Annotated in this window: 19 protein-coding genes and 1 pseudogene; 14 read left to right on the top strand and 6 right to left on the bottom strand. The window is 37.9% G+C overall.

Going from position 1 to position 26,301, the window contains the following annotated elements; genetic code table 11:
• Positions 1–620: 620 nt before the first annotated feature.
• From ispG to ACFINS_RS01460, 3 genes are all read left to right on the top strand, one after another.
• Positions 621–1,862, top strand: coding sequence for a flavodoxin-dependent (E)-4-hydroxy-3-methylbut-2-enyl-diphosphate synthase (gene ispG, locus ACFINS_RS01450; RefSeq protein ID WP_375611729.1), 1,242 nt, complete (start codon positions 621–623; stop codon positions 1,860–1,862).
• A gap of 502 nt (positions 1,863–2,364) precedes the next feature.
• A complete protein-coding gene (locus tag ACFINS_RS01455) occupies positions 2,365–3,516 on the top strand; it encodes an MFS transporter (RefSeq protein ID WP_375621014.1) in 1,152 nt (383 codons plus the stop codon).
• 1,078 nt (positions 3,517–4,594) lie between these two features.
• A complete protein-coding gene (locus tag ACFINS_RS01460) occupies positions 4,595–4,918 on the top strand; it encodes a hypothetical protein (protein WP_375611730.1) in 324 nt (107 codons plus the stop codon).
• Positions 4,919–6,642: 1,724 nt separating this feature from the next.
• Here ACFINS_RS01460 and ACFINS_RS01465 read toward each other — a convergent pair.
• Positions 6,643–7,545 carry a polyprenyl synthetase family protein gene (locus tag ACFINS_RS01465; protein ID WP_375611731.1) on the bottom strand — a complete coding sequence of 301 codons (903 nt, stop codon included), beginning with the start codon at positions 7,543–7,545 and terminating at the stop codon, positions 6,643–6,645.
• Between the two features lie 423 nt (positions 7,546–7,968).
• Here ACFINS_RS01465 and rpmF point away from each other — a divergent pair, with 423 nt between their 5' ends.
• The 3 genes and pseudogenes from rpmF to ACFINS_RS01480 form a co-directional block, all read left to right on the top strand.
• Positions 7,969–8,148 carry a 50S ribosomal protein L32 gene (gene rpmF / locus ACFINS_RS01470; RefSeq protein WP_005774555.1) on the top strand — a complete coding sequence of 60 codons (180 nt, stop codon included), beginning with the start codon at positions 7,969–7,971 and terminating at the stop codon, positions 8,146–8,148.
• Positions 8,149–8,437: 289 nt separating this feature from the next.
• Positions 8,438–8,611 (top strand): hypothetical protein, encoded by a 174-nt coding sequence (locus ACFINS_RS01475; RefSeq protein WP_375705789.1) that lies wholly within the window; start codon positions 8,438–8,440, stop codon positions 8,609–8,611.
• Between the two features lie 1,343 nt (positions 8,612–9,954).
• A pseudogene (locus tag ACFINS_RS01480) lies at positions 9,955–10,672 on the top strand (tyrosine-type recombinase/integrase); the annotation flags it as partial.
• 907 nt (positions 10,673–11,579) lie between these two features.
• Here the strand turns inward: ACFINS_RS01480 and ACFINS_RS01485 are convergent.
• From ACFINS_RS01485 to ACFINS_RS01495, 3 genes are all read right to left on the bottom strand, one after another.
• On the bottom strand, positions 11,580–12,164 hold the full coding sequence (locus ACFINS_RS01485) for a CarD family transcriptional regulator (protein ID WP_273790499.1): 585 nt from the start codon (positions 12,162–12,164) through the stop codon (positions 11,580–11,582).
• A gap of 303 nt (positions 12,165–12,467) precedes the next feature.
• On the bottom strand, positions 12,468–12,809 hold the full coding sequence (gene fdxA / locus ACFINS_RS01490) for a ferredoxin FdxA (RefSeq protein ID WP_015856977.1): 342 nt from the start codon (positions 12,807–12,809) through the stop codon (positions 12,468–12,470).
• A 21-nt stretch (positions 12,810–12,830) separates the two neighbouring features.
• Positions 12,831–14,411, bottom strand: coding sequence for a hypothetical protein (locus ACFINS_RS01495; RefSeq protein WP_375611732.1), 1,581 nt, complete (start codon positions 14,409–14,411; stop codon positions 12,831–12,833).
• Between ACFINS_RS01495 and ACFINS_RS01500 the strand changes: the two genes are divergently transcribed.
• Complete coding sequence (locus ACFINS_RS01500; protein WP_375637565.1) at positions 14,410–14,547, top strand: hypothetical protein; 138 nt, start codon at positions 14,410–14,412, stop codon at positions 14,545–14,547. The two genes, ACFINS_RS01495 and ACFINS_RS01500, sit on opposite strands and share 2 nt — an antisense overlap.
• A gap of 440 nt (positions 14,548–14,987) precedes the next feature.
• Positions 14,988–15,899 (top strand): RNA polymerase factor sigma-32, encoded by a 912-nt coding sequence (locus ACFINS_RS01505; protein WP_015856975.1) that lies wholly within the window; start codon positions 14,988–14,990, stop codon positions 15,897–15,899.
• A gap of 306 nt (positions 15,900–16,205) precedes the next feature.
• Here the strand turns inward: ACFINS_RS01505 and ACFINS_RS01510 are convergent, their stop codons facing one another.
• Entirely contained in the window at positions 16,206–17,768 is a 1,563-nt protein-coding gene (locus tag ACFINS_RS01510; RefSeq protein ID WP_375705790.1) for a M48 family metalloprotease, read from the bottom strand.
• A 147-nt stretch (positions 17,769–17,915) separates the two neighbouring features.
• Here ACFINS_RS01510 and ACFINS_RS01515 point away from each other — a divergent pair, with 147 nt between their 5' ends.
• From ACFINS_RS01515 to rimJ, 4 genes are all read left to right on the top strand, one after another.
• Positions 17,916–18,551 carry a thiamine diphosphokinase gene (locus tag ACFINS_RS01515; protein ID WP_375705791.1) on the top strand — a complete coding sequence of 212 codons (636 nt, stop codon included), beginning with the start codon at positions 17,916–17,918 and terminating at the stop codon, positions 18,549–18,551.
• 101 nt (positions 18,552–18,652) lie between these two features.
• Positions 18,653–19,039 carry a hypothetical protein gene (locus tag ACFINS_RS01520; RefSeq protein WP_375611735.1) on the top strand — a complete coding sequence of 129 codons (387 nt, stop codon included), beginning with the start codon at positions 18,653–18,655 and terminating at the stop codon, positions 19,037–19,039.
• Positions 19,039–20,901 (top strand): ABC-F family ATP-binding cassette domain-containing protein, encoded by a 1,863-nt coding sequence (locus ACFINS_RS01525; protein ID WP_375705874.1) that lies wholly within the window; start codon positions 19,039–19,041, stop codon positions 20,899–20,901. Before ACFINS_RS01520 ends, ACFINS_RS01525 begins: the two co-directional genes overlap by 1 nt.
• Positions 20,902–21,463: 562 nt before the next feature.
• The gene (gene rimJ / locus ACFINS_RS01530) at positions 21,464–22,027 is read left to right on the top strand and encodes a ribosomal protein S5-alanine N-acetyltransferase (RefSeq protein WP_375628687.1); all 564 of its coding nucleotides are present in this window, start codon (positions 21,464–21,466) and stop codon (positions 22,025–22,027) included.
• 537 nt (positions 22,028–22,564) lie between these two features.
• Here rimJ and ACFINS_RS01535 read toward each other — a convergent pair.
• Complete coding sequence (locus tag ACFINS_RS01535; protein WP_005774567.1) at positions 22,565–22,825, bottom strand: DUF2312 domain-containing protein; 261 nt, start codon at positions 22,823–22,825, stop codon at positions 22,565–22,567.
• 262 nt (positions 22,826–23,087) lie between these two features.
• Here ACFINS_RS01535 and ACFINS_RS01540 point away from each other — a divergent pair, with 262 nt between their 5' ends.
• Positions 23,088–23,576 carry a DUF1036 domain-containing protein gene (locus ACFINS_RS01540; protein WP_273790491.1) on the top strand — a complete coding sequence of 163 codons (489 nt, stop codon included), beginning with the start codon at positions 23,088–23,090 and terminating at the stop codon, positions 23,574–23,576.
• Entirely contained in the window at positions 23,573–25,009 is a 1,437-nt protein-coding gene (gene pyk, locus ACFINS_RS01545; RefSeq protein ID WP_375705792.1) for a pyruvate kinase, read from the top strand. Before ACFINS_RS01540 ends, pyk begins: the two co-directional genes overlap by 4 nt.
• Positions 25,010–26,301 lie beyond the last annotated feature (1,292 nt).

Here is a 26,301-nt window from a genome sequence, read left to right on the forward strand (position 1 = left end):
CATTCATAAAGATGGTGTGCGATGTCTTCATTTTTTTGTTTGTTTAAAGTGTTGGGATAGCTTTTGGCACTTGAAATAGTTTATAAGGAATTTTTATCTACCTATTCTCTTGTGGCTGTAGGGAGTGGTATTGATTGATTCAATTAAGAAGATTTAAAATGAGGAAATCTTACGATATTTGGGGTGCTATTCAAATTTGTAAAAAATAGATTATTATAAATCAATATGTTGGATTAATTTGGCGATGTCTTTCATGCATTTTTAAAAATTGCGCTTTGATAGGCGTTATCTGTTGTGTTGTAAAACATTGTTTTGTGGTGACGTTGATTAAGGTATCGGCATGCAACTTAAAAATACAGTATTGTCTCTGTTTTGTTTCAGTTTCTTTTTGAAGCAACCAAGTGTAGAAGTATAAACTTGAACAGAAGTAGTAGAACTTATCCGGTGCGTCTATAGAATGAATCCACCTATGGATTGTATTGCATCAGTGTTAGTAGGTAGAACCTTTTGAGAGCAATCTGTTAAGATTGGTGGGCGGTGTAATTTTCGTCCTTTGAAGCGCGGAGGAAGTCAATGTAAATAATGATTGATAGCGCAGGTTTTAAAAATTTGAGGACTTGATGAGTACGACCTATTTTTTATCTAAACCACTTGAGCGTCGTCGATCTGTTGGTGTTGTTGTTGGTGATGTGATTATTGGGGGGCAGAGCCCGATAGTTGTACAGTCAATGACTAATACAGATACCGCTGATGTTGATGCAACTGTTTCTCAAGTAGCTGCTCTTTGGCAAGCTGGTTCACAATTGGTTCGAATTACTGTTGATCGCGATGAAGCGGCGGCGGCTGTACCAAAAATACGGGAGCGATTGGAGAGGTTAGGATTTTTTATCCCATTGGTGGGGGATTTTCATTATATTGGTCATAAGCTTTTATCTGAGCATCCTGCGTGTGCTGAGGCGCTTGCAAAATATCGCATCAATCCTGGAAATGTTGGTTTTGGCGCAAAAAAAGATCGTCAATTTGCAGAAATTATAGAGATTGCTTGTCGGTATCATAAACCTATTCGCATTGGCGTGAATTGGGGCTCTCTTGATAATGCGTTGTTAACACGGCTTATGAATGAAAATGCACAGCAAGAAAATCCTTTATCGGTTGCTGAAGTGATGCGGGAAACTGTTGTTCAGTCGGCTTTGCTTTCGGCTGCTTTAGCAGAAGAGTTAGGATTGGGGCGTGATAAAATTATTCTTTCTGCTAAAGTGAGTGATGTCCAAGATCTTATTGCTGTTTATACCACCTTGGCGGCGCGTTGTGATTATGCTCTTCATTTGGGATTAACGGAAGCTGGGATGGGAACAAAGGGCATTGTTGCTTCTTCGGTGGCTTTGGGTATTTTATTACAGCAAGGGATTGGTGATACGATACGAATTTCCTTAACACCAAAACCTGGTGGTGATCGGACACGAGAAGTAAAGGTGGGGCAAGAACTTTTGCAAGTGATGGGGTTTCGGCAATTTTTGCCTGTTGTTGCGGCTTGTCCTGGTTGTGGGCGCACAACCTCAACGGTCTTTCAACAATTGGCACAAAAAATTGAAGCAGATTTATACAAAAATATGCCTGTTTGGCGTGAAAAATACCCTGGCGTTGAAAGCTTGAAGGTTGCTGTGATGGGATGTATCGTCAATGGACCGGGGGAGTCAAAGCATGCGGATATTGGAATCTCTTTGCCTGGAGTGGGGGAAAGTCCTGCGGCACCTGTTTTTATTGAGGGACAAAAGGTAAAAATTTTACGGGGTGATCACATTGCTGAAGAATTTGAAGCGCTTTTGAGTGATTATATTCATACACGCTTTGGGCAAGGTTGAGGTAAAAATCGCATAAGGTTGAAGTAAAAAGGGTGTGTCGTTTTTTTTAAAACAAGCTGTCTTCAATGTGAAGATGGTGCTGTTGTATGCTGCTTTAGCTATGGTCAATACTGTTGTTGGTTGCTTATTATTTTAGGTAAAACCAGATGATATGCCTGTTTTAGAATCAGAAGCTTATGAAGGATATTAATGAGTTTGAGTGTGTTAAGACTATTAAGCAAAACGATATGAATACTTTAAATAGATCCGTAAATGTTGTTGCTGGTTTTTTGGCTGCTCTTGAGACAGTAAAATATTTAACGGATTCTTCAAATATCAAATTATAGAAAGAACATTGTTTATTGATTTTTCAGGCATTTTCCCAGCATTTTTTGGGGTATCAAATTGATAGGATTGGAAATCCTTATAGCGATTATAGTCCTATTTGTCGTAAAATGTAAGCTTTTATATTGATATAAAATGATGTATACGGGTGCCTTTTTTGGCGTTATTGGGGGAGTGCATGACAAGTATATTAGCGTTTGGCTTTTTATTTAACGGTATAAGGATTTTAACTGGCGCCTTTATTGTCTTTTATATGCTTGAAAAAGGCTTAACGCTTATTGATATAGGTGTCATTAAGTCGTTTCAGGCTTTTATTATGATGGTTACCGATATTCCTCTGGGATATTTTGCTGATCGAAAAAGTTATAAAATATCGATCGTTTTGGCAGCGGCTTTTGCTGCCACATGGCTCTTTCTCATGGGATTTTCTACAAGCTTTTATGGTTTTCTTTTGGCAGAAACTTTTAATGCCTTATCGCTGACATTAATTGCTGGAGCCTATAATGCTTTACTTGTTCAATATGCAAAAGAAAAATTGACATCCACTAAAAAAGTGCTTGGTTCCAGCTCTCAATATAATTACATCGGCATGTTTATATTCAGTTTAATCGGGGCATATTTTGCTGATTATTCGAGCCAATATATATGGTATATCGCGGCGTTTTTAATGTTGATGACGACACTATTTGGTTTGTTTTTTCTTGATGACTTGAAGGGGGAGAAAAAACCAAATAAAGCGAATTCTCTCATTTGTGAAGCTAAGGAGATGTTATCTATTTTTATTAAAGTTCCTTATATCTCTTTATGCTTTTATTTTTCATTGATTTTTTTCAATATATTCTCGCAGTATTGGCAGTGGATATTTAAAGATCATAATATTAATGTCACTTATTTTGATCTTGGTGTGACATTTTCATTGATATTGCTCTCTCAGCTCTTGGCTAGTTTTCTCTTTACAAAACTAAGTGAAAGAGTGAATTTTATTTTACTGTTGTTTCTTTCGGCTTTACTGATTTCTACAGTCGCTTTCTTTGAACCAAGAAAAGAAATGGCTGTCATTTTAGTCTGTATGATTTTTTATCTCATTAAGTATACATATCTTCGTGTAGAAGTTATCTTGCACGATAGTATTAGTGATCATTTCAGGGCTACATATGAATCTTTCTTGTCAACCGTTGGGAGATTTAGCTTATTGGTATTTTTTTACATGAGTGCGTATATGGTCAATATATTTGGCTTTTTCTCACTCGTTTATATTTTTGCTATTTATTTATTGATTTACTTGTTGGCGGTATTTTTTTTAGAAGGAACTCTCAAAAAAGTTCAGTGAAAATATTAACTTATTACGATACGTATTTTATAGGGTTTCATAGTGGGGCAAGGCTTTTATTTATTAAGGCGCATCGTTGTTTTTGCATGTTGAATGAGAAAGCTGAATAGTCTCAGTTATTCTTATTTAAAATCTATGTATGTTGAAGCAATCAAAGTCATCTGCTTGTACGTTATAAGTGGGCGTGGCATAATAATCGTTAAAAGGGAAATAAAAATGCTGCTCATGAATATTGCACAAAGAGTTGCTGATAAGATTGGACGCTGATAAAGAAAATGATTGTGCCAGATTATATGCTTATTAAGGAATGGTGATGAAGCAGTTTTCCCCATTTTCATTGGTTCCTTGCTGCTAACCCTTTATCTCATTAGAGCTAATTTAAGCAGTCGGACAATTTATAGCCTGTCCTCATAAGAATTCCCGTATGATCGATTTTGATATTTTGATGATCTATTTTATTGTTGGTATATTTAGCGGATTTTACCATTGCCTCCTTTAAAATATCAATCATCTTGTTGAGATAATTTTTTTACGTTGTACATTCTCATTTTTGAGTATTTTCTCTTTGATTGTGGCGTTAGCTCTGTATTTTCTGATGTTAGAAAATACTCTTATCCAGATAATAAACTTATCTATGGAAACTTTGAATGATATCTCCCCTCGTTGAGAGGGAATAAAACCAAGTACAGAAATATTGTTGAGTACAATTTGCTATAAATAAGCCACAAGAAAACAGCATATATTGATATATTTGATAGGAATCTGTTAAGCCGTACAAATTATGGTCATTAAAAGGTAAAGCGATGAAATCGTTATCCATAACGCGTGTTGTAACATTTATAACTCTTTTTTTGTATCTGTGTTGTTGGGATGTACGCGCGTAGATAGTCTAGAGTAGTATAATAAACTTTACGAAGAATATATAAGTGAAAAATACGAGGCTTTTGAACATTTTCAAAAGCAAGAACAAGCAAGAAATTTCGTCTATAGCCGTGGCTATCAGAATATCGTACCAAAGTTTGACATTATACGGCATCGTCACATACTGATTGTTTTATGTGGACGTTTTGTTAATTTATTGCGTGGTGATTATAATGAATGGATATCAGCAGATATGTTACTCAATGTCATAAGCAGTTTGCGTTATGACTATAATTGGAGAGAAAGCGATTTTATCTGGGCTTATAATATGTCTATGAATTCTACCGACCCCATGATTGATTACGCGAAAAAGTTTCTTAATTCTTCAAGTGAAAATGGCATGAGTTTCAAAACACAAATGATTGATCTCGTGTCGAGTATGAGGACCGGTGATGATGAAAATGTTAAACAAATAGCGCGTTTTTGCATAGAGCTAAACACGATATATGACATGATGAAACCAAGAAGAATTTACAAATGACATTGAATGGATAATGAGAAAAATTCTCTCGAAGGATATTCAATGGCTATAATACTCTTGATAATCGCGGCATTTTCTTGGCCATGTTGCATGTTTTTTTATTATGGCTTCAAAAGGTGGACATATTTTCCAGCTTTTACAACAGGCATAGGTTCACTTACAATGATGCTTTTCATCTTAATAAGAAAATTGCACTTAAAGGAGGAAATTTGCACTTGGATTGAAAAAACTACTTATCACAAATTAGATTGCGCTATTATATATAATAATAAGGACTTTTTTTATCTTTCTGTTGCAATGATCATTCTCTGTTTAATCTTATCAATTTTCTTTTTATGTGATGAATTGAATAAACGAGATAAAGAGCGTGATGAATTAAAGTTGTACAGTGATCATGATTATTATTCAATTGAAGTTATTACACACTTTTGTAAATAAAAATGTTTCTGCTTTTGAAGGAGCATGCCGACACAATTATTCACTTTGCTAGCCCCTAATGTTGCGGACTGCCCTTGGCTTTTAAGACGTTCATAAGAGGCAGTTTTTAGTCTTTTCTTTGATGTTTTGCCCCACACGGCTTTTCCCGCTTGTGACGTGCAAGCAAGTGATTTTGATTGATTTAACATACACAGATTTGAAATGAGAGAATCTTACGGTATTCAGGGTTCTTATTCAAGTTAAAAACCGCAAATTATCATTATAAATCAATGTATTATATATTTCTTGCTAAGAAAAGAGAGATCGGTAATAATATTTTTTTGGTCTTTCGTTCTATTGAAATTAATGGCTTTATTTATCCTGTTATGCCGTAACATACTGTCATTTGAGGGGTGGTGAAGGTATCTTGTTTGATACATTAAGTATTTTAAGAAGTGTATGGTGAATATTCTTAAGTCTTGTTTATTGCGTCTTTAGTTTAAGTGAATCGCATGCGTGGAAAACGAGAGAAACCTACTCGGTAGGACACTAGACTGTTTACAGAGCAGATTGGATTAAAAGACTTTGTTCTTTGAGGGTGGCATAAAAATCAAAATAGCCATTATATTCATTTTTTTCTGATATTTTAAATACGAGCTTCAAAAAAATGATGCCTAAACTAAACAACGAGCACTTTTGTAAAAGTGTTTTTAGAGAGCAAGTAATACACGAGTGAATTTACAGAATGTGACCATATTTGATCTTTTACAACAAGATAGCGTGGAAAGGCATAAAAATTACGACTCTTTACTGAGGGCAGTGTACTCCTAGGGTTGGCAATAAACAACAGATGACTTTGATAAGGCTACAAAGCCAATCGGCATTTTTATTGTTTTTTGCGGGTTTATAAAATGCCTGGTTTTATACTTATTCTGTTTATTTTTTGCCTTATCGTTAGAAGATTAAAGATATAAAGGAGAAAATGAGTTTTCCTCTTTCCGGTTGTTTTTTATTCGGCTTTAAAGCATCCACTGTAATATCTTTTAAAACATGGTGATTACGCATTTTCACATTTTGTTTCTTTCAGTCTTTAATGGAAGGCATTTTTTATGCAAAATAGGATACCCAGAATGCATTTGTGTTATAAATTTACGCGGCTTGTTTTAATGAAATTCCTCTTAAGATTTGTCGCACCCATTTCATGATAAGGACTATAATGGAGATTAATGGTAATGTTTCTTTGAAAAATCTATTATGCATTCAATAAATATGATGGTGTACACTATGTACAATAGGGCGGATGAAGTTTAATTTTGGCGTATTGCACTAAAGTGTGCTGCTTGTTGGAGGGGGAGTGCTTTAGCGCCAAAAGGATGTAAGAATGCTTCTGCTTTACTGATGAGTGTATCTCGCTTTTTTTGGGTTTCTTTAATGCCGTAAAGATGAACAAAAGTGGCTTTTTGTGCCGTTTCATCTTTTCCAGCCGTTTTTCCTAGGGTTTGCGTGTTGGCGGTGACATCAAGAAGGTCATCGGTTAATTGAAAGGCTAAACCAAGATAGGTACCAAAATCAGTAAGTTTTTCAGTTAATTCTTTAGATGCATTGCCAATGATGGCACCTGCTTGGCAAGCAAAGCTTATCAGGGCTGCTGTTTTCATGTGTTGTAGAGTGATAATGTCAGTACTTTCTTGCGGTCTTTTTTCAGCTTCAAGGTCCAGCATTTGTCCACCTAACATACCGCCAAGCCCTGCCGATTGTGCAAGAGACGTGATCAGCTTGATTCTAATATCTGTAGATAAAATACTAGCTTTATGAGCAATAATTTCAAAGGCAAATGTTAAGAGGGCATTGCCTGCTAGAATTGCTGTTGCTTCATCAAATGCTATATGGACGGTGGGTTTTCCACGCCGGAGTATATCGTTATCCATAGCGGGAAGATCATCATGAATGAGCGAATAACAATGGATACATTCTAAGGCACATGCAACATCAAGAGAATGTTCTACAGGGACGTCAAAAAGTGCAGCACTTTGAATTACAAGAAAAGGACGCAAGCGTTTTCCACCGTTCAGCACACCATAGCGCATGGCTTTGATTAAGTTTTTAGGGCGTGAAATTTCACCATTTTGGATTTGATCACTTAACAGGGTATCAAGCCGTTTTTCAACGGTGTCTCTATGTTTTGCAAGAAGGGTGGTAAATTCGTGCATTCTTGCTTCCTTTGTTTTTACAAAAATGAAATTATGAAGTTTAAAGAGAAAGGTTGTCGCTTTTTCTTGTTTTCATAAATTGGCGTCGTTTTTTATTAAAAATCAACTTCTCTTTTTATCCGTATCTCTACTGTATGCGCAAATCCCTTTTTAAACCAAATAAAAATTGAATGAAGGGCTTATAAAAAGCTTTCATTGGTGTATAAAATTCTTAAATTTTGCAGTGTTTTTGATATTCATTTGATTATTGTGACACCATTTTTGATAACAGGAAGGTCATTTTTGGTAAGAGGAGGATCATTTTGACATTGCCTCTTCTTTTTTATCAGTGTATAATATCCTCGAATTTTATGGTGTTTTAAATGAAGCATTGTCATTTTTGACATTGCTTTTTCTGTTTTAATGGATTTGGAGTGTCTTTTTATGGCTGTACCTAAACGAAAAACCTCTCCAGCGAAGAGGGGCATGCGCCGTTCGGCTGATGCTCTGAAGGCGCCGACTTATATCGAAGATAAAAATTCTGGTGAATTACGTCGTCCTCATCACATTGATTTGAAAACGGGAATGTATCGTGGGCGTTCCGTTTTAGTGGTTAAAGACTGAGCGTTTTCTTTCTTTTCCAGAGGTGAACTTCTTTTATTGCATCGATCAATACACGCTTGGGGCGTGCATTTTCGCTTTAAGATGAATGTTGAGGTTCCCTTGCATCGTCTTCTATCGATGTGGAACAAGGAATATATCGTGGGCGTTCTGTTTTAGTGGTTAAAACTTTAGCGTTTTCTTTCTTTTCCAGAGGTCAACTTCTTTTATTTCATCGATCAATGCACGCTTGGGGCGTGCATTTTCGCTTTAAGATGAATGTTGAGGTTCCCTTGCATCGTATTCTATCGATGTGAAACAGGGAATGTATCGTGGGCGTTCTGTTTTAGAGGTTAAAACTTTAGCGTTTTCTTTCTTTTCCAGTGGTGAACTTCTTTTATTTCGTCGATCAATGCACGCTTGGGGCGTGCATTTTCGCTTTAAGATGAATGTTGAGGTTCCCTTGCATCGTCTTCTATCGATGTGAAACAGGGAATGTATCGTGGGCGTTCTGTTTTAGAGGTTATAAAACTTTCGCGTTTTCTTTCTTTTCCAGTGGTGAACTTCTTTTATTTCATTAGTGAATGCATTGGGTAAGATGCGTTTTTCACTTTTTCTTGAGAACATGTGTGGGATAAAGTTTTGCTGTAGAGAAATGATTCTATTGTGGGAGATGATTTTCTTGTTTTCTTGAGAGGCTATAAGGGATTGCTTGTATCAGTGTCTTTTATGATGACTTCGTTAAGAGCTTGGGTATTGATATAAGTTAGCTCAGTAATAGAATCATTTTGTATCGCACTTAATCTTTATTGACTATAGAGAGAATCCTATTAGACCGTAAAATATCATCGTTTAAGGCGGTTGATCTATGTAAGGCTTTAAGCATACCGGTATTTTTTATGAGAATATTTAAGGCAATGGTTTGTCTATAGGCTTATATTGTGACATGTGATTCTCCTTAAAAAAATAGAGATCGACATCACATTGATTTATAAAGATCATTTGTTGTTTTGCGCCTTGAATGGAAGGTCTATCGTAGGATTTTCTCATTTCAAATTTTTCCCTATGTTGAATCAATGACAATCACTTGCTTTTCGGTCACAAGTGGGGCTGGCATGTGGGTGAAAACTCTATAAAAAGGAAAAATGTTTATAATGAATATTTTCAAATGTAAGAATTGTTGTAACATTGGGGTTAAGTGTATGCTGATGCCAGCGTGCTTTCTTATGAGCAGAAAAGAGAAAACCGTTACAAGACAGAAGGTGTACACATTCAATAACCTTTAGTGCTTTTTATGATAAAGGTATATGAGACTTTTCTATGAATATCACGCTGTCTTTTCATATTTTTGAACTAAGAATTGTCCATATATTTTTCGTATTTTTGTGAATATAAGGGATTTGTTGCGAACAGCTTGTAAAAATAAGTAAACTTAAAACCAGATATGTTATGTGTGGGGGTGAGCAAAGTATTTTATCAAAGCCGGTACGATTCTCCAGTTCGTAGCTGGTTTATGAATGATTTTATAGTGTTTCTTACCTAAGTTTATGATTTTTTTGTTATCTGTTCATCACTAGACAACATATTGATTTATATATATAATTCATTGTTTTTCATATTGAATTAGAACCCCGAATAACGTAAGATTCACTCATTTCAAATCTCTCTATCTAGAATCAATCAAAACCACTCGTTTGCACGTCACAAGTGGGATGAGTGTGTGGATAAAATTTGTATAAGAAAGGACTAGAAATGGTTCTTATGAATCGTCTTAAGAGCCAAGGGCTGTCGTAACACCCACGAGCTGGAAAATATAATGATGGTACCGGCTTGCTTCTTCACAAACGTAAGAGATGGGGGTGGTCAATGGATTTACCGTTATACCTTTCACGGGGGCCGCGAAATGGGCTTGGGAGCGTTGCGAGATGTTTCTTTAAACAAGTCCGTGAATTGGCAATTGGGTGGGGTGCTGTTTTACGTGAGGGGCGTGACCCCATTAAAGAACGCGATAAACAAAAGTGTGAGGCAATGCGTAATCTCCATTATTTAAAAAACATTGCTCTAGATGCTTTTGAAAGCCGTAAAGCTGAATTAAAAAATGATGGTGAAGCTTGTAATTGGTTTTTACATTTACGCCTCCATATTCTCCCAAAATTAGGCTGTCTACCCGTTTCAGAGATTACGCAAACAGAGATACGCAATACCCTTGCCTCTATTTGGCATGCAAAAGCTGCAACAGCAGATAAAGCACTGAAGCGTCTTAATCGTTGTCTTAAGCATGCGGTTGCTTTGGGTTTGGATGTTGATTTACAAGCAAAAAAAGCACGCGCACTCTTAAGGTAAGCAACGCTATAAAACTATTAATAGACTAGCCATGGATTGGAAAGATGTTCCTGCCTTTTATCAGTTACTCTGTAAAACACAAAACATAACACGACTGGCTTTGCGTTTGCTTATCCTGACAGGCGTTCGTACTAATCCTTTGCGTCATATTCGTGAAGATCAGATTGAAGATGATAACTGGACAATTCCTGCTGAGAATATCCAATCTTTAGCGGTCTGTTTAAAATAGAGATTGAGACTTTTAAGAGTTCTATGAATCGTTCTAGATTTTTTGTGTCCGATTGGAGTAAGAATATTGCATATATTTCGTAATCTCTGAAATAAGAAACCTCATTTTGGAAAAATATGAAATTGAAAGGGGCAATGCTAACGTTCATTTTTATTGTTATTTTTTAAGTTAATTTTACAGCTTTCAAAAGTATTTGGAATGCCTTTTACAGAATGGAGATGATGGTTTTAGTTCATGCTTTTTTTATCGCGTTTTTTAATGGGGGGAATGCTTCTCATGCAAAATAGAGTGCCCAAGACAAAATATGCTTATGTTGTACTGTCACGCTTTTTTTAAAAGGAATATTTTTCAATATTTGTGGCATCCATTTTATGACGGTGTTTTTGAATGTTCCAATGGTTTTGTAGAAGGGGGTAAATGGTAAAGTTTCGGTGTAGTGTATAAACGGCACTATGATCTTTACGCTTAATAAAAAAGCAAGCCTGCAGCCTTACACATCTTGCCAGATTCCAATGTTGGTATATCCTTTGGTGCTTGAGACAGTGTCTCGCTCTTTTTGTACAGTTTTTACCCACAGATCAGCTCCACTTGTGATTGACAAGCAAGTGATTTGATTGCTTCAACATGAGAGAAATTTGAAATGAGTAATCTTACCATATTCAAGATTCTAATTTAATATGAATAATGCTAGATTATGATGATTAATCAGTTTGTTATCTATGAAGAAAGAAAATGAGGAAGAGGAATTTGTCGAAAAGTTAGATTGTTTATAGATTGGCGCTGGTTAAGAAACTTTGTCCTTAAGGGCAGAGAGGATGTTAAAAAATAAAACCAGCTTTTCGCTGGTTTTATCGAAATATCATCATTATGATGAAAGAGTGTATTATGCAGCGTAGACAGCTTTACTGTTTTCATCTGTTTCTTCTCTCTCAGTTTTAAACTCGCGTTCCGGCTTGTTGGAGAGATGCATCTCTATGAGATTGATAGCTTCTGTTTCAGAAAGACTATTAATAACCGCAATTTCGCGGGCCATTCTTTCAAGAGCAGCTGTATAAAGTTGGCGCTCAGAGTAAGATTGTTCAGGCTGTAGATTAGAGCGGAAAAGATCACGGACCACTTCGGCGATACAAATAAGATCTCCTGAGTTGATTTTAGCATCATATTCTTGTGCACGACGTGACCACATGGTCCGTTTAACGCGTGCTTTTCCACGTAAAACTTTTAAGGCACGTTCGACAGAATCACTAGCAGATAATTTACGCATTCCAACGGAAAGGGCTTTTGCAATGGGGACTTTGACATCCATCTTATCTTTCGCGAAATGAATGACAAAAAGTTTTAATTTATGTCCTGCAACTTCTTGATCTTCAATCGCTATAATTTGTCCTACTCCATGCGTAGGGTAGACGATATATTCAGAGGTTGCAAATTCTTTGGTCTTGGAAGACGTTCCATGTTGGGATGCCATATTTTAGTTTACTCCCTTATGATCAACAAATGTATCGGAAAACAGGTTATAAACCTGAGGGTTGAGTTTTCTTTAACCAAGTATATTGTACCAATTAAGTGAGCATAAAAGCCGAGTACTTTTAAATCAAAAAAAAATACACCGCTTTACTATAACAAGCAAAGAAAAATACTTAGAAAGATGATCATGTTAAAATAACACTAACATCAAAATTTAAAAGAATCAATCATTTCGCTTAAGGATTTTTTATTTTTACAAGAGAAGTCTTTCAATCGTTGAAGGAGGAGAGTGTACACTTTATCATTACTCTTCGCCACTTCCTGGATTTTCTGAAAAATACTTTTCTAATTTATTTGGAACACCATCCATTTCTTTTGCTTGAGGAAGAGGATCTTTTTTGGTGGTTAGATTAGGCCATTTGTTTGCATAATGAAGATTGAGTTCTAACCACTTTTCTAATCCTGGTTCTGTATCAGGTAAAATCGCTTCTGCTGGGCATTCTGGCACGCAAACACCACAATCGATGCATTCATCGGGGTGAATAACAAGCATATTTTCCCCTTCATAAAAACAATCAACTGGGCAGACTTCAACGCAATCCGTATATTTGCAGTGAATGCAGTTGTCGGTTACTACGTGGGTCAAGATCAAACTCCATTTGTTACTTTAATTCTCTTTAGAGGAAAGTGTGTGCGTGTTTTTATGATTGGTGAGTTGATCGCGTAGTACAGCTAGTTTCGCAAAAGGTGAATCAGGATTAAGGCGCTTTTCTTTTTGAAAGGGCTTATGATTTGCATGTTTTCCTTGGGATTTGTGGAACTTATGAGAGCGTTTTGCTTGTGATGGTGCTTCTTGAGGGGAATTTTCATTTTTGTATTCCGCTTTTTTTACAGCGTTCTTCGATTTATTTTGCCACTTATTTCCTAATTTATCACGTTTTTTTTGTGCATGGTGGGGAAATTGATGCTTATAATGCCATAACAAAATAACTTTATCTTCTTCTGTAGAGCGAGGGGATTTGGCGAAATTCCCAACAGGTTCAGCTGCTGGTAAACGATTGGTTTTATGGAGATGTTTTTCAATACCAGAGGATGAAGTGTTTGGGAATGAGGTATTTTTTTCTTCTCGTGTTGTTTCTAAATCGCTTATTGTTTGCCATTGACTTCCAACGCATTCTGCTGCAGGAACATCTTGCATTGCCCTATTGACAGGGGAAGAGGCTTGGTGTGCAAAGAGATTTTGTTCAAAAACAGTATTGCTTATGCTGTACGATTGATAACCAAGTCCTTTGAGGATTTCTTCCATATCGTTTCCGTTGGCCCCAAGAATGGACATCATGGCTGGTGTAACAAAAAAACTTTTGCCATCATAGGCTCCATCGGGTCTGGGATCACTTCCTTGTTTCCAATGAAGTGCGGGACGGATGAGATTGGCAAGACGTTCTAAAATATCAATCCGTACAGCACGTTGTCCTAAGATTCGGTAGCCGGCTAATTGATAAAATTGGCGGTTATAGTTAGGGTCAACAATTAAAGAGGTTCGACCAGCAGATAATGCTGAAAAAACTTCACCCAAACCAGTTTGATCTTGTCCCGCATTTTGAAGATTCCACAGGAGAGTAATGGCTTGAACCGGAGCAGGTTTAAGCATTCCGGCAACATAGATATGAAAAGCGCCAAAACGCACGCCTAGACGCCGAAGAACGGCACGTGATTCTTGCGCAAGGTTTTTGACAATGTCTAAGACTTCGCGGCGTGGTAAAATCCCTAAAGAGTTAAAAAGTTGTAAAGCAAGACTGTTTGTTGAATCCGTTAAATTATCAGCATTACGCAAATCAAACAGGGGTTTTAAAGTCGTTTCAAAATGAAAGGTGACAAAGCGTTCTAATCGTTTCACAACGTTATTGCGGGATTCTCCCGTGAGTTGTTCATCTGCTAAAACAATCAGTTTTGGTTTGAAAAAATCTTCTGTTGCTACAAGTTGTCCTACGGGTTGACCAATCCAGCGCACAATTCCATCAGAACTGAGGGTAAAATCTCCATTTGCAGAAGCACAAAAACGTGTCGCGCGTTTGGAAAAAGCAAGAATCAAACTCTCATTCTCTGTTGAAATTTGCTTCTCAGCTATTTGATCGGTACTGTTTTTGTTGGCATAAAAACGAAAACCTTCAAATTTACCCCTTCCGTGTTTTTCAATGAGAATATCATCTTGAAGAATCTCATTCTGTTGAACAATCTTGCTATCCATGATCATTTTCTTTCTCAGTGTGACACTGGTCAAAAGCTTTTTGCGACAATTTCATAATGGTGCTCTTTCTTTAACACGTTTGTTGCGTTTGCTTCAATCACTCTTGTCATTTTTTGCTGTTTCTTTGCGCCTTTAAAACTTGAATGATTCTTTTTTCATTCAGTTTTCATTCAGTTTGGATGCTTTATATTTGCAAATTACACTTATTAGTTGTATTGTAAAGCTAAAAGCATAAATAAATTCTTCAATTTAAAAGGAAACGGAACCGGTTATCAAAAAACGGCATTTCTTTTGCATGATCACTTTATTTTTTTGCTGTTTTGTCATGAAAAGTGAAGAGAAAGTTTTTTCAAATATTTCATAGGCTAAAAGGCATATTGTAAAGGCATTTTGCAGGTGAAATTGTGTCTTATGACAAGAAGTTTTACCATGACAGTAAAAAAAACAATTGCGATTATAAAATTACACGTTAAAGTAGTGGTCACAGAAGTTAACAACTTTTGCGTTCTTTTTAAGCGAAGAACAATGATGTCGTTGCCAAATCAATTTTGATAATTTTAATCGCAAGGGGTTATTATGGGTAATCTTTCAAATGCTGTTTATAAAAGCAGCAAAAATTATAGCGATGCAGACAAAAGCTTAGGACGTAATATGATGCGTTCTGCTATGCAAGCACCTTATCTTGAACGACAAAAAGAGCATGATTTGGCTCTGCGGTGGAAAGACAAACGTGATGATGATGCCATGCATCAAATTGCAGCGGCTCATATGCGTTTAGTGATTGCTATTGCTAATCGCTTTAAACGTTTCAAAATGCCATTGGGGGATTTGGTACAAGAAGGGTATGTGGGACTATTGGAAGCAGCTGCACGTTTTGAACCTGATCGGGAAGTGCGTTTTTCAACATATGCAACGTGGTGGATACGCGCTTCTATTCAAGATTATATTTTGCGAAATTGGTCAATCGTTCGAGGGGGAACGAGTTCTTCGCAAAAAGCACTTTTCTTTAATCTTCGGCGTTTGCGTGCAAAACTGATACAAGATGATAGTGCTTTGTCAAAACAGGATATTTTTCGCACAATCGCTGAAAAACTCGGTGTTTCCGTGCGCGATGTTGAAACGATGGATTTTCGTTTTTCCAGTTCTGATAATTCCTTGAGTGTTTCTGTTTCTGAGAACAGTGATAATCCCATTGCTAAGATGGATGTTTTGGTGGATGATAGTCCTCTTCCTGATGCTTTAATTGAGCAAGTCATTGATGGTCAACGGCGTACACAATGGCTTTACGATGCGTTGCAAATTCTCAACGAACGGGAGTTGGAAATTATTCGCTTTCGTCGCTTAAATGAAGAGGGGGCGACTCTCGAAGTTTTAGGTGAAAAGTTAGGAATCTCGAAAGAGCGCGTGCGTCAAATTGAAGCTAGGGCTTTGCAAAAATTGCGTTCTGCTCTCCTTACGGTTCATTCAGAAGACGCTTACGATATATAAGCAGTGAAAGGCTTTGGGGGGGAGGAAAGAGAATGTATTAAGTGGGGGCATATGAGAATATGATAAAGTCAGTTTTAGGGGGTGTTCATATTTGTTTAGGAATATGCCTCCTTGGGGGCGCTACTGATAAACAGAGGAAGATAGGGGGCTGTTAGTTGGAGGAAATATATATATCAAACGGAGACCTATAAAGGCATGATGAAGTTGGATTTTAAAGTGTTCCTCTTTATTTTCGAATATGCTTTAAGGGGGAGGGCGTGATACAGGCAGAAAAGAATCAAAACTGTAACGGATGAGAAGAAAGGCTTATTCTGTAATAATTTTCACTTTTGTACCTGCGGGTAAAGTTTGCGTTGGTGAGAGGGCGTTGAGGATGCGAAAGAGTTTTTCTTTATATGGTGTGTATTGCATTTTATCTGCAAGATTGGCAACGGTTTCTCCTTGTTTAACACGGACAACACGGATTTTTAAGGGCTGCAATTTTTTTAACTGTGAAGATGAAAGAGAATGAAAGCTTTGTAGCGTTTTTTGGGCAATTTCTGCAAAATTTCGAGAATTATGTGGAGCGGCCGTCAAAAAACGAAAGATGTGGTTGTTGAATGGAATGACAACCACATCAAATTGCCATTGATCATTGGTAGCATGGGCCCTTGCTCCAAGTAAACTTTGGCTTTGAAAACCTTGACTTGTAAGTCCTTGAATTGTGATGGGGCGGATAGATGATTGGTCTAGACCGATAATCCAGCCGCTTTTCAAATAATCAATCGCAGATATTTCAGCAGGATGTGGGATGGCGTCAAAACGAATCGCAATTTTATCTGGTCCACTGGCCCAAACAGTGTGTGCTGAATGTTCTATTGTAAAATTGTTTGGAACAGAAAAAGCTATGCGCAATTGTGGGTGAATAAATTGGTTGCCTCGTACAAAACCTGTATAAAAGCCTCCTCCAAAAATTATGCCATCAATGCTTTTGAGAAAAGAATCATGATCGGATATTTTACTATTCCCTTTACTGATTTTACGCGCTTTTTCTATCGCAAGCCGAATGCGTTGAGGGGTAGTTGGGTGGGAGGCTAAAAAATCTAGAGAGGCATTTTGGGTGCCAGAAATATTACGAAAAGCACTGTAGGCTTCCATTGTTTGAAGAAAGCGTGGTGAAGCAAAAGGATCATATCCTGATTGTTGGAGCATTTCGAGCGCAAGGGAATCAGCTTCCAGCTCTTGATTGCGGGAAAATTGCGCGAGTTGTTGCTTGTTTTGCATAGGGTTATGAAGTTTTTTGCCAATAGAAGAAAGAAGACGTGAAGACATATGATTGGTCATCTTTAATTGGGCTTCTTTTTGCAGGCGTAAAATGCCATGATTGGCTCTGATATGTGCTATCTCATGGGCTAAAATGGCTGCAACTTCTGAAGAATCATTGGCTAATGCCAGCATACCACGAGTGATGTAGATCGAGCCGTTGGGGAGCGCAAAAGCGTTGATAGTTTCTGAGTTTAAAATTGTTACAGAATAGCTTTGATGAGAACTATGGGATGCAACTGCTAGTTTACGGACAATCTTTGCTAAAAGGTGTTCAAGTTTTGCATCATGATAAGCGCCACCATACATTTGCAAAATACGTGGGTGTTGCAGAGCGCTTAATGTGACATAGATATTGTGGTTGTTGGTACGTTTGATCGTTTTAGAAGAAGTGGAAGAAAGCCTATCATTTTGAGAAAAGGGTGTATGACAAGCTGAAAGGAGAAACGTTAAACTTATGAGAGTGGCTTTATACAGGCAAGAGCGAAAAAGAAAATTGCGGTGAAAAATGGGGTGCGTTGGACCATGGTGCACATTATTTCTGCGGAGTAATTTGGCAAATTGCATTTGTATCTTTGTATCGTATGTTTCTTTAAGAAAGGCATTAAGAATAAGGATTCGTTTGGCTATATCACGCTTTTTGTTTATAAAAAATGACTCTCACTTATAAAAAGATGCACTGTAAAGAAAATTTTGTGAAAGGCAAAGTATGGCATGACAACATTTACGATATTATTAAATGGGGATGTTCATATCACTGATCGTTTGCTTAATAAAATTCAAAACAGTCGGGTAATTGCTGCTGATGGTGGTATGCGTCATGCGGCAGCGCTTAATGTGACGCCTGAGTTGTGGTTAGGGGACTTTGATTCATCAGATGAGAACTTAATACGTCAATATAGTCATGTTCCGCGTGAAGTTTTTCCCTCTGATAAAGATATGACAGATAGTGCTCTGGCATGTGAAAGAGCGCTGCAAAATGGCGCTAAAAAGCTTATTTTGTGCGGTGCTTTGGGAGGGGAGCGAAGTGATCATAGCCTTTCTCATATGACGCAAGCGTTGATGATGGCTGAAAGGGGTATTTCAGTGTTGTTGACAAGCGGTTCGGAAGAAGGTTGGCCGGTTTTGTCAAAACCTTGTTCGTATGATTTGCCTAAGGGATGTTTGTTTAGTATTATCGGCTTTTCTGATTTAAAAGGCTTGACTCTTAAAGGGGTAAAATGGCCAATTTGTGACAAAAATGTGTCATTTGGCTCTTCTTTAACACTTTCTAACCGTATTTGTGGAACCTTTTCTTGCTATTTAGGTTCTGGAAAAGCTATATTGTTAGCGTCTGTATCTATTCCATAAAGCTCTTCCAAATATATTCTGAATAAGGCAGGGGGGGGCCTAGTGATGAAGTGCCGACATAAACGATATATGTATTGATCTTGAGAAGGAAAGGTTTTGATATGTTAAAATCAATTTTTAAAGTGGCCGTTGTTTCAGCCATTGGTTTCAGTTCAGTCGCTTGTACTACAAACGATGAACGCGTTGCACGTTACGGCGTAGGAGGAGCGGCGATCGGTGCTTTGGCTGGAACTGCTATTGGTGGAAGTACGCCTGGAGCAGCACTTACCGGTGCAGCATTTGGTGCTTTGGCTGGAACAGTAACAGGTGCAGCTGCAAATCAAAGAAAACAACAAAGACAGGTATCACAATTGTGCACGTATCGTGGTCGTAGAGGGCATGTTTACCAAGCACCTTGTGGACAGAGAGTTCCTGTACGGCAATTGTGTGCTTACCGTGATGCAAGAGGGGTGATGTATAAAGCACCTTGTCCGCGCCGCGTTCGTTAATGGCGGTGCCGCTTTTGCGGCTTGACCGCATTTTCTTAAATTTTGGAAAAACGCCTTTGCTCAATCAAGCTTCTTTATCGGTTGAGCAGGGGGCGCGTATTGCGTTGGTTGGCCGTAATGGTTGTGGAAAGTCGACCTTATTAAAAATTGCCGCAGGAATATTAGAACCTCATGGTGGCGAAATTTTTCGCCACCCGCGAGTAACGCTCCGTTATGTCTCACAAAATCCGGATTGTTCAGGATTTGAAGATATTAACGCTTATATGGAAGCGGGGCTGGATGATATATCTGATGTTCAGTGGATTAATACGCTTCGCACAAATTTAGGGTTTTCTGGGACGGAAAAATTGGAAACGCTTTCGGGAGGCGAAAAGCGGCGTGTTTCATTGTTACGGGCCATTGCTGCAAAACCCGATATTTTGTTCTTAGATGAACCAACCAATCATCTTGATTTACCAACTATTGAATGGCTGGAAGCTGTTTTGGCTTCTTTGCGTTCAGCGATTGTGGTGATTTCCCATGATCGACGATTTTTAGAAAATGTTACACGGTCAACGGTATGGCTTGATCGTGGCACAACCAAAAGACTGGAAAAGCGTTTTTCTGAGTTTGAAAATTGGCGTGATAAAGCACTGGAAGAAGAAGCCATCGAACAGCATAAATTGGGGCGCCAAATTGCTCGTGAAGAGCAATGGTTGCGTTATGGCGTGAGCGCACGGCGTAAGCGTAATGTACGGCGCTTAGGCGAATTAAAAGACTTAAGACAGCGTCATCAAACCTATAAAGGGCAGCCAGGAAATGCACTTTTGACAGCAGCAAAAAGTCATGATTCTGGGCAATTGGTGCTTGAAGCAAAGAAAATTTCAAAATCCTATGGTGATCGCATTATCGTGAAAGATTTCTCTTTGCGCATTCAGCGGGGTGATCGAATCGGTTTGGTAGGACCCAATGGAATCGGAAAGACAACGCTCCTTTCTGCATTAATTGGGCAAGAAGCCGTGGATAGTGGAACGGTGAGGCATGGCTATAACCTCTCTATGGCATTGCTTGATCAGCAACGTATTTTAAATGAAGAAGAAACTTTAGCGCATTATTTAACGGGAGGAAGAGGTGATACTCTTGTGATCAATGGGTTGGAGCGGCATGTGGTTTCTTATATGAAAGACTTTTTATTTTCACCGGAACAAGCACGCACTCCCCTTAAAGAATTTTCTGGGGGAGAAAGAGCACGCCTCATGCTTGCACGACTTCTTTCTCGTCCTGCAAACTTTTTGATTCTTGATGAACCGACCAATGATTTGGATATGGAAACTTTGGATTTGTTGCAAGAATTTATTGCTGATTTTGCGGGGACAGTATTGTTGGTCAGCCATGACAGAGACTTTTTAGATCGTACTGTAACGCATATGTTGGCACCTCAAGGTGATGGTCATTGGATTTTGTATGCGGGCGGCTATAGTGATATGATGGCGCAAAACCAGCATGCTCTTCGTTTACAACGCAAAAAAACAGAATTATCGCAACGTAAAACACCTTCAAAATCTCATGTGGGAGAGCTTTCAAAACAGGATACATCAATAGATCATAGCTTGATAGGGCGAGAGAAAAAAACACGAAGTAAATTGTCTTATAAGCAGGTTTATGCATTGGAAAAATTGCCTGAAGAAATTGCTGTTTTACAGGACGAAATCAAAAAAATTGAGCAAGAACTCTCTGATCCAGCCCTTTATCGCAGTGATAAAGAGCGTTTTGAGCGTTTATCAACAACGTTGGAAAAAAAGAAAAATACTTGCACACAAAAAGAAGAAGAATGGTTAGAACTTGAAATTTTACGCGAAGAAATGGAATCGTGTTCACGATAATATCTAAAAAACTTTAAAAGATTTGTATTGCATCATCGCTTTTCTTTAATTTGTTACAAGAGTTTGTCGCTGATTTAGCGGGAACAGTGTTGTTGACGAGTTATGGCAGAGACTTTTTAGATTGCACTGTAACATATAGCATCTCAAGGCGATGGTCATTGGGATTTGTATACGGGGGAGCAGTGATATGGTAGCGCAAAACAAGCATGCTCTGAGCTTACAAGGCAAAGAAACAAAACTATCTTTGCCGTAAGTTTTTTCAAAATTTCGTATATGGAAGTACGCCAATTCCCTTGCATACTTTGCCAGTCCCCAATGTTGCTACAGCGCCCCTTAGAACTTGAGAGCATTCATAAGAAATATTCCCCTGTCTTTACCTTATGCTTTAAACATACCACCCCCACTTATGACGGAAAAGCAAAAGATCCTCATTGATTCTAACGTAAGAAGTGTTGTGATGAGAAAAGCTTACTGTATTCGACATTATGATTTGAGTTTAAAAATGATGATTTGTTAAGATAAATCAACGTGTTATTGTGACATTGTCTAGGAGGAGAAAATGATGGCAATTAAAACAAAGCGAACAATTTCCACATTGATCGGTTTAGAAGATGCAGCTGAACTGTCTTCTTATTTCCTCCGTAATGCGAATCATCTGCGTCCTTTTGAACCTGTTAGATCTGATGGTTACCACAGCCTAACAGCTTGGGAAACACGAGCCAATGCATTTGCTTATGAAAGCGCACAGGGACAAGCATACCGATATGCTGTACGATTAAAAAATGAAAACACAGTCATCGGTGTTGTGAATTTTACAAATGTGGTTCGGGGTGTTTTTCAAGCCTGTCATCTTGGTTTTTCTCTTGATGAAAAACAACAAGGCAAAGGTCTCATGTTTGAGAGTTTATCGGCTCTAATACGCCATATCTTTCATGTTTATCATCTGCATAGAGTGATGGCAAATTATAGACCTGAGAACATAAAAAGCGAACGTTTATTAAAACGCCTTCATTTTGAAAAAGAAGGCTATGCCAAAGACTATTTGATGATTTCTGGAAAATGGAGAGATCACATTCTAACCTCTCGAATCAATGATCTTTATGAGTCCGTTAATAGATTCGAATAAAGTTTTGATAAGGGTCTTTTTATCAAATGTGTAAATATGCTGCACTTTTCCCTATCCTAAAAGACGAAGATCCTTAACCACCTCTTCTTTTGTAAACGGTTCAGACTCTCGTTTAGCGGGTTTCAACTGCTGACCGCTTTCATATGTTTCTTTTCGTAGATAATAAATTGATTTATCATCATAATTCATTTTTTTCAATTTGAAGAGAGTCCTCAATATCGGAAGACTTTCTCACTTCAAATTTATAGATGTTTAATCATAAAAAACACCTCTCTTGCACATCACAAACTGGGTTGGCATACAAGTGAGGGTTTATGTGGATAAACAATGATTGAAGAATAAGAATAAAAATTCTCTGTATAAATCCTTTTAAATGTGAGGGCTGTTGCAATATTGTGTATTCTGTGACCGATAGTCTCGTTACAAGTTACACAAACGGCTTATTGTTGGGTGAAATTTTTATACATTCATTTATTTTTTGCCATTTGTTTTTTGTATTTTCTTTTCTTAAGAAAATTTCCAATGTTATCAATGGTTTTAATTCATACCAAGCGCATTTTTATAAAGTTCAATGATTGCTTCTTCTTCCATTCTTTCATGCTCTTCTTTTTTACGCAGCCGTATAATGCTTCGAACAGCTTTACTATCAAAACCAGAGCCTTTAAGTTCAGTGTAAACGTCTTTAATATCATCAGAAATGGTTTTTTTCTCTTCTTCTAGTCGTTCAATACGTTCGATAAAAGAGCGTAATTGGTTTACGGATATAGCGTGTGTTTGATCGGTTACTGTATCGTTCATTGTATTTTTCTCCAAGTTATATATTTTAAGTTGTTTTTCGACGACGAATTTATGTTAAAAAAGCTTGAAAACAAAAAGTAAATCAAGCTACACAGCTTTTTTACAAATTGACTTTAAATATTTTGTAAAATTTTTAAGATATATGCATTGATAAAAGGGCTATAAAAAGAAAAATATAAAAATATACGTTTTAGATTTGAAAAGCTTTAAAAAAAGAAATGTGTAATTTGTTTTGAGAATTTGGCATTATAGAGGAAGTTTTGTGATTTTAAAAAAGCGATATTGGGTGTTTCAGAAAGGATTAAAAGTTTTTCTCTTGAGCATTTTGCTCTTGTTTCCCCTTGTTGTTTTTGCAAAAGCTGACTTTAGAGTTTGTAATACAACCCAACAGTCTGTAGGGGTTGCTCTTGGATATCGTACATTTTCAGGGTGGGTGAGCGAAGGCTGGTGGACGGTACCAGTGACGGAATGTAAAACTTTAATTGAGGGGCCTCTTGCTTCACGGTTTTATTATTTTTATGCGGAAGGGGCACAAAAAAAAGGGAACTGGGCAGGCTCTGTGACCATGTGTGTACAAGATAGCCAATTTACCATTCAAGGGGTTCATGATTGTTTCCCTCGAGGATATCAAAAGGCTGAATTTAAAGAGATCGATACCGGAAATCAAACCAGTTGGATGGTACAGTTGACGGATGAGTCTTTGTTAAACAATTCAGTTATACCTTCTCTTTCAGGAAATTCTCCACCGTGAAACGTGCACGTAAAGTAAAAATTATTGCGACTCTTGGTCCTTCTTCTTTTTCTCGTTTGATGATTGAAAAGCTTTTTAGGGCAGGGGCAGACGTTTTTCGTCTTAATATGAGCCATACTGATCGTGATATGCTGGGTGATTTGGTCAAGTCTATACGAGAAGTTGAAAAAACAGTTCGACGCCCCATTGGTATTTTAGTGGATCTTCAGGGGCCAAAACTGCGTGTGGGGCGTTTTGCTAAGGGGCAAGAAGATTTGCGTGTTGGGCAAAGCTTTACATTAGATAATCGCGATGTTCTTGGTGATGCACAGCGTGTTTTTTTCCCTCATGAGGATGTATTTTCGGCTGTTAAACCAGGGGACCGGTTGTTGATTGATGATGGAAGGGTGGAACTGCGTGCGCAAGTTTGTGATGATCACTTTGTACAGTGTCGCGTGGTTGCTGGTACCCGTATTTCTGATCGAAAGGGTGTCAGTTTTCCCGATACAATTTTGCCTTTTGATTCGATGACGTCAAAAGATAAGGAGGATCTTCAGGCTCTTTTACAGCAGCCTGTTGATTGGGTTGCTCTTTCTTTTATTCAACGTCCAGAAGATATTATGGCGGTGCGTCAGTTGACGAAAAGTAAGGTGTCTTTGATGGCTAAAATCGAAAAGCCTCAAGCCTTGGAGCATATAGAGAAAATTATTGATGTATCTGATGGCATTATGATTGCACGGGGTGATCTCGGAGTGGAAATGCCTTTGGAAAAGGTCCCTGCACTTCAGATGGAGCTCATAAAAGCTTGTCGTTTAGCAGGAAAGCCTGTTGTGGTGGCAACACAAATGCTTGAATCAATGATTACATCTCCTGTTCCGACACGCGCAGAAGTGTCGGATGTTGCTACAGCAGTTTATGCAGGAACAGATGCGGTGATGTTGTCTGCTGAATCTGCTTCTGGTCGCTATCCTGAAGAAGCTGTGCTTATGATGGACCGAATCGCGCGGCAAATCGAACAAGATCATACTTATGCCGCTCAGGTTGGGGCACAACATCCAGCACCAGAATCAACAGGAACGGATGCGATTTCTCTTGCTGCGCGTCAGATTGCTGAAACACTTGCTCTATCCGCTATCGTTGCCTATACGGCTTCAGGAACAACGGGGGTGCGCGCCTCTCGTGAACGCCCTAATAGACCGATTATTGCTTTATCGCCCATTGTGGAAACAGCAAGGCGTTTGGCTCTCGTTTGGGGGCTTCATTGTGTGGTCACGCAAGATGCTCGCAATTTAGAAGATATGGTTGATCGAGCAGCAGTCATTGCATTTCAGGAAGGTTTTTGCAAAGGGGGAGATCGCTTCCTTGTGACAGCTGGTGTTCCCCTTGGAACGCCCGGTGCGACAAATCTCTTGCGTATTGCTTCTGTCTCTCAAGATGGAACGAAAGGGATTTGAGCCGTTTACGTATGGTGTTTTTTCATGCGCCTTTGAACAGGCTTTAAAAACAACGGGTGTGCGCTTCTTGTGAATGCCTCCATAGACCCATTATTCTTTTATCTCCTATCGTAAGATAGCAAGGTGTTGCATTAGGTCGTCCAGTTTGGGGATGGAAGCAGATGCGGTGATGTTGTCTGTTGATTTTGTTTTAGTTCTGAGGAAACTGCTTTTACGGTAGGCATTTAATGGGAGCCCCCCTTTTATTTCATTGAGACAGATTGGGGATTGCTTTATTGATGTTTATACGAGCGAGATGTTTATTGATAATGAGAGTTCATTCTTTCGCTTTTTGGATAAGAGCCTTGAAATTTTTCCCATTTTAAACTTTTGCAAACAGAATTGAATAAAGTTAAAATTATGTGCTTAAAAAATCGTACTGGTATGTTATGAGAAAAAGTGATGGGTGAATGTGTTTTTAAAATATGCTTCGTCGAAGCATTTGCAACATATTGATTTATAATGATAATTTATCTTTCTTTTATCTTCTATCAAAATCCCGAATACCGCAAGATTGTCTTATTTTAAATTTGTGCATGTTTTGTTAATCATAACTCTTTGTTTGTAGATCACAAGCCGGTGGGTTTTATGGGAAAAAGCTGTACAAGAAAGGCGTCCCTCTTATGAATCGTTTTACGAGCCAAGGGGGCTATCGCAATATTGAGGGCTGACTATAATGATGATGCCGACTTGCTCTTTCTTTTATTAAGCTTGGAGATTTTGAGGGGTGGGGAGAGAAATATGGATTATTTGTTATAAGGATAAAAATAGCGGTAGAGGATGTTTTCAAGAGCTATTATTGTTGTTTATGATGTTTGAGGTTGTATGAGATTAACATACTCTTCGGGTTTGACTTTTTTCCTGCTCTAAAGGATGAAAATACTAAAGTTCACGCTGGTTTATAAATGATACGGTTCTTTTCGGTGGGTTTCATCGGATGGACATCTCAGGTGCAAAGACTCCATGGTGCTTATAGTATCAAATAGCGGTGTTTTACGGTATAATAGATAAGGTTATTTTTTAATATATATTGAATCTGCTTGATATTATCTAAGGGGCAAGGATTTTTGGGCATGCATTCATAGGGAACATGAATATAGCTCTTTTTTTCGAAGGGTGCTTTATTTGTTTGTTGCTGTTGTCATTTATATGATTTTTTTACAATGATGTTGATTTTGTTATCTTATTGCGCGGTTAAAAGACATCTCATTTGAAATGTGGTGATATAAGGCAGTCTCCTTGATATAGGAAGC

The sequence above is a fragment of the Bartonella sp. AA2SXKL genome, from assembly GCF_042197205.1.
Taxonomy (GTDB): Bacteria; Pseudomonadota; Alphaproteobacteria; order Rhizobiales; family Rhizobiaceae; genus Bartonella.

Bases quoted from the DNA above. Each gene is read 5' to 3' on its own strand.
- ACFINS_RS01505 (WP_015856975.1), top strand. From the start codon at position 14,988: ATGGGTAATCTTTCAAATGCTGTTTATAAAAGCAGCAAAAATTATAGC.
- ACFINS_RS01515 (WP_375705791.1), top strand. From the start codon at position 17,916: ATGACAACATTTACGATATTATTAAATGGGGATGTTCATATCACTGAT.
- ACFINS_RS01520 (WP_375611735.1), top strand. From the start codon at position 18,653: ATGTTAAAATCAATTTTTAAAGTGGCCGTTGTTTCAGCCATTGGTTTC.
- ACFINS_RS01525 (WP_375705874.1), top strand. From the start codon at position 19,039: ATGGCGGTGCCGCTTTTGCGGCTTGACCGCATTTTCTTAAATTTTGGA.
- ACFINS_RS01510 (WP_375705790.1), bottom strand. From the start codon at position 17,768: ATGCAATTTGCCAAATTACTCCGCAGAAATAATGTGCACCATGGTCCA.
- ACFINS_RS01535 (WP_005774567.1), bottom strand. From the start codon at position 22,825: ATGAACGATACAGTAACCGATCAAACACACGCTATATCCGTAAACCAA.
- ispG (WP_375611729.1), top strand. From the start codon at position 621: ATGAGTACGACCTATTTTTTATCTAAACCACTTGAGCGTCGTCGATCT.
- ACFINS_RS01500 (WP_375637565.1), top strand. From the start codon at position 14,410: ATGATCATTTTCTTTCTCAGTGTGACACTGGTCAAAAGCTTTTTGCGA.
- ACFINS_RS01495 (WP_375611732.1), bottom strand. From the start codon at position 14,411: ATGGATAGCAAGATTGTTCAACAGAATGAGATTCTTCAAGATGATATT.
- rpmF (WP_005774555.1), top strand. From the start codon at position 7,969: ATGGCTGTACCTAAACGAAAAACCTCTCCAGCGAAGAGGGGCATGCGC.
- rimJ (WP_375628687.1), top strand. From the start codon at position 21,464: ATGGCAATTAAAACAAAGCGAACAATTTCCACATTGATCGGTTTAGAA.
- ACFINS_RS01455 (WP_375621014.1), top strand. From the start codon at position 2,365: ATGACAAGTATATTAGCGTTTGGCTTTTTATTTAACGGTATAAGGATT.
- ACFINS_RS01465 (WP_375611731.1), bottom strand. From the start codon at position 7,545: ATGCACGAATTTACCACCCTTCTTGCAAAACATAGAGACACCGTTGAA.
- ACFINS_RS01485 (WP_273790499.1), bottom strand. From the start codon at position 12,164: ATGGCATCCCAACATGGAACGTCTTCCAAGACCAAAGAATTTGCAACC.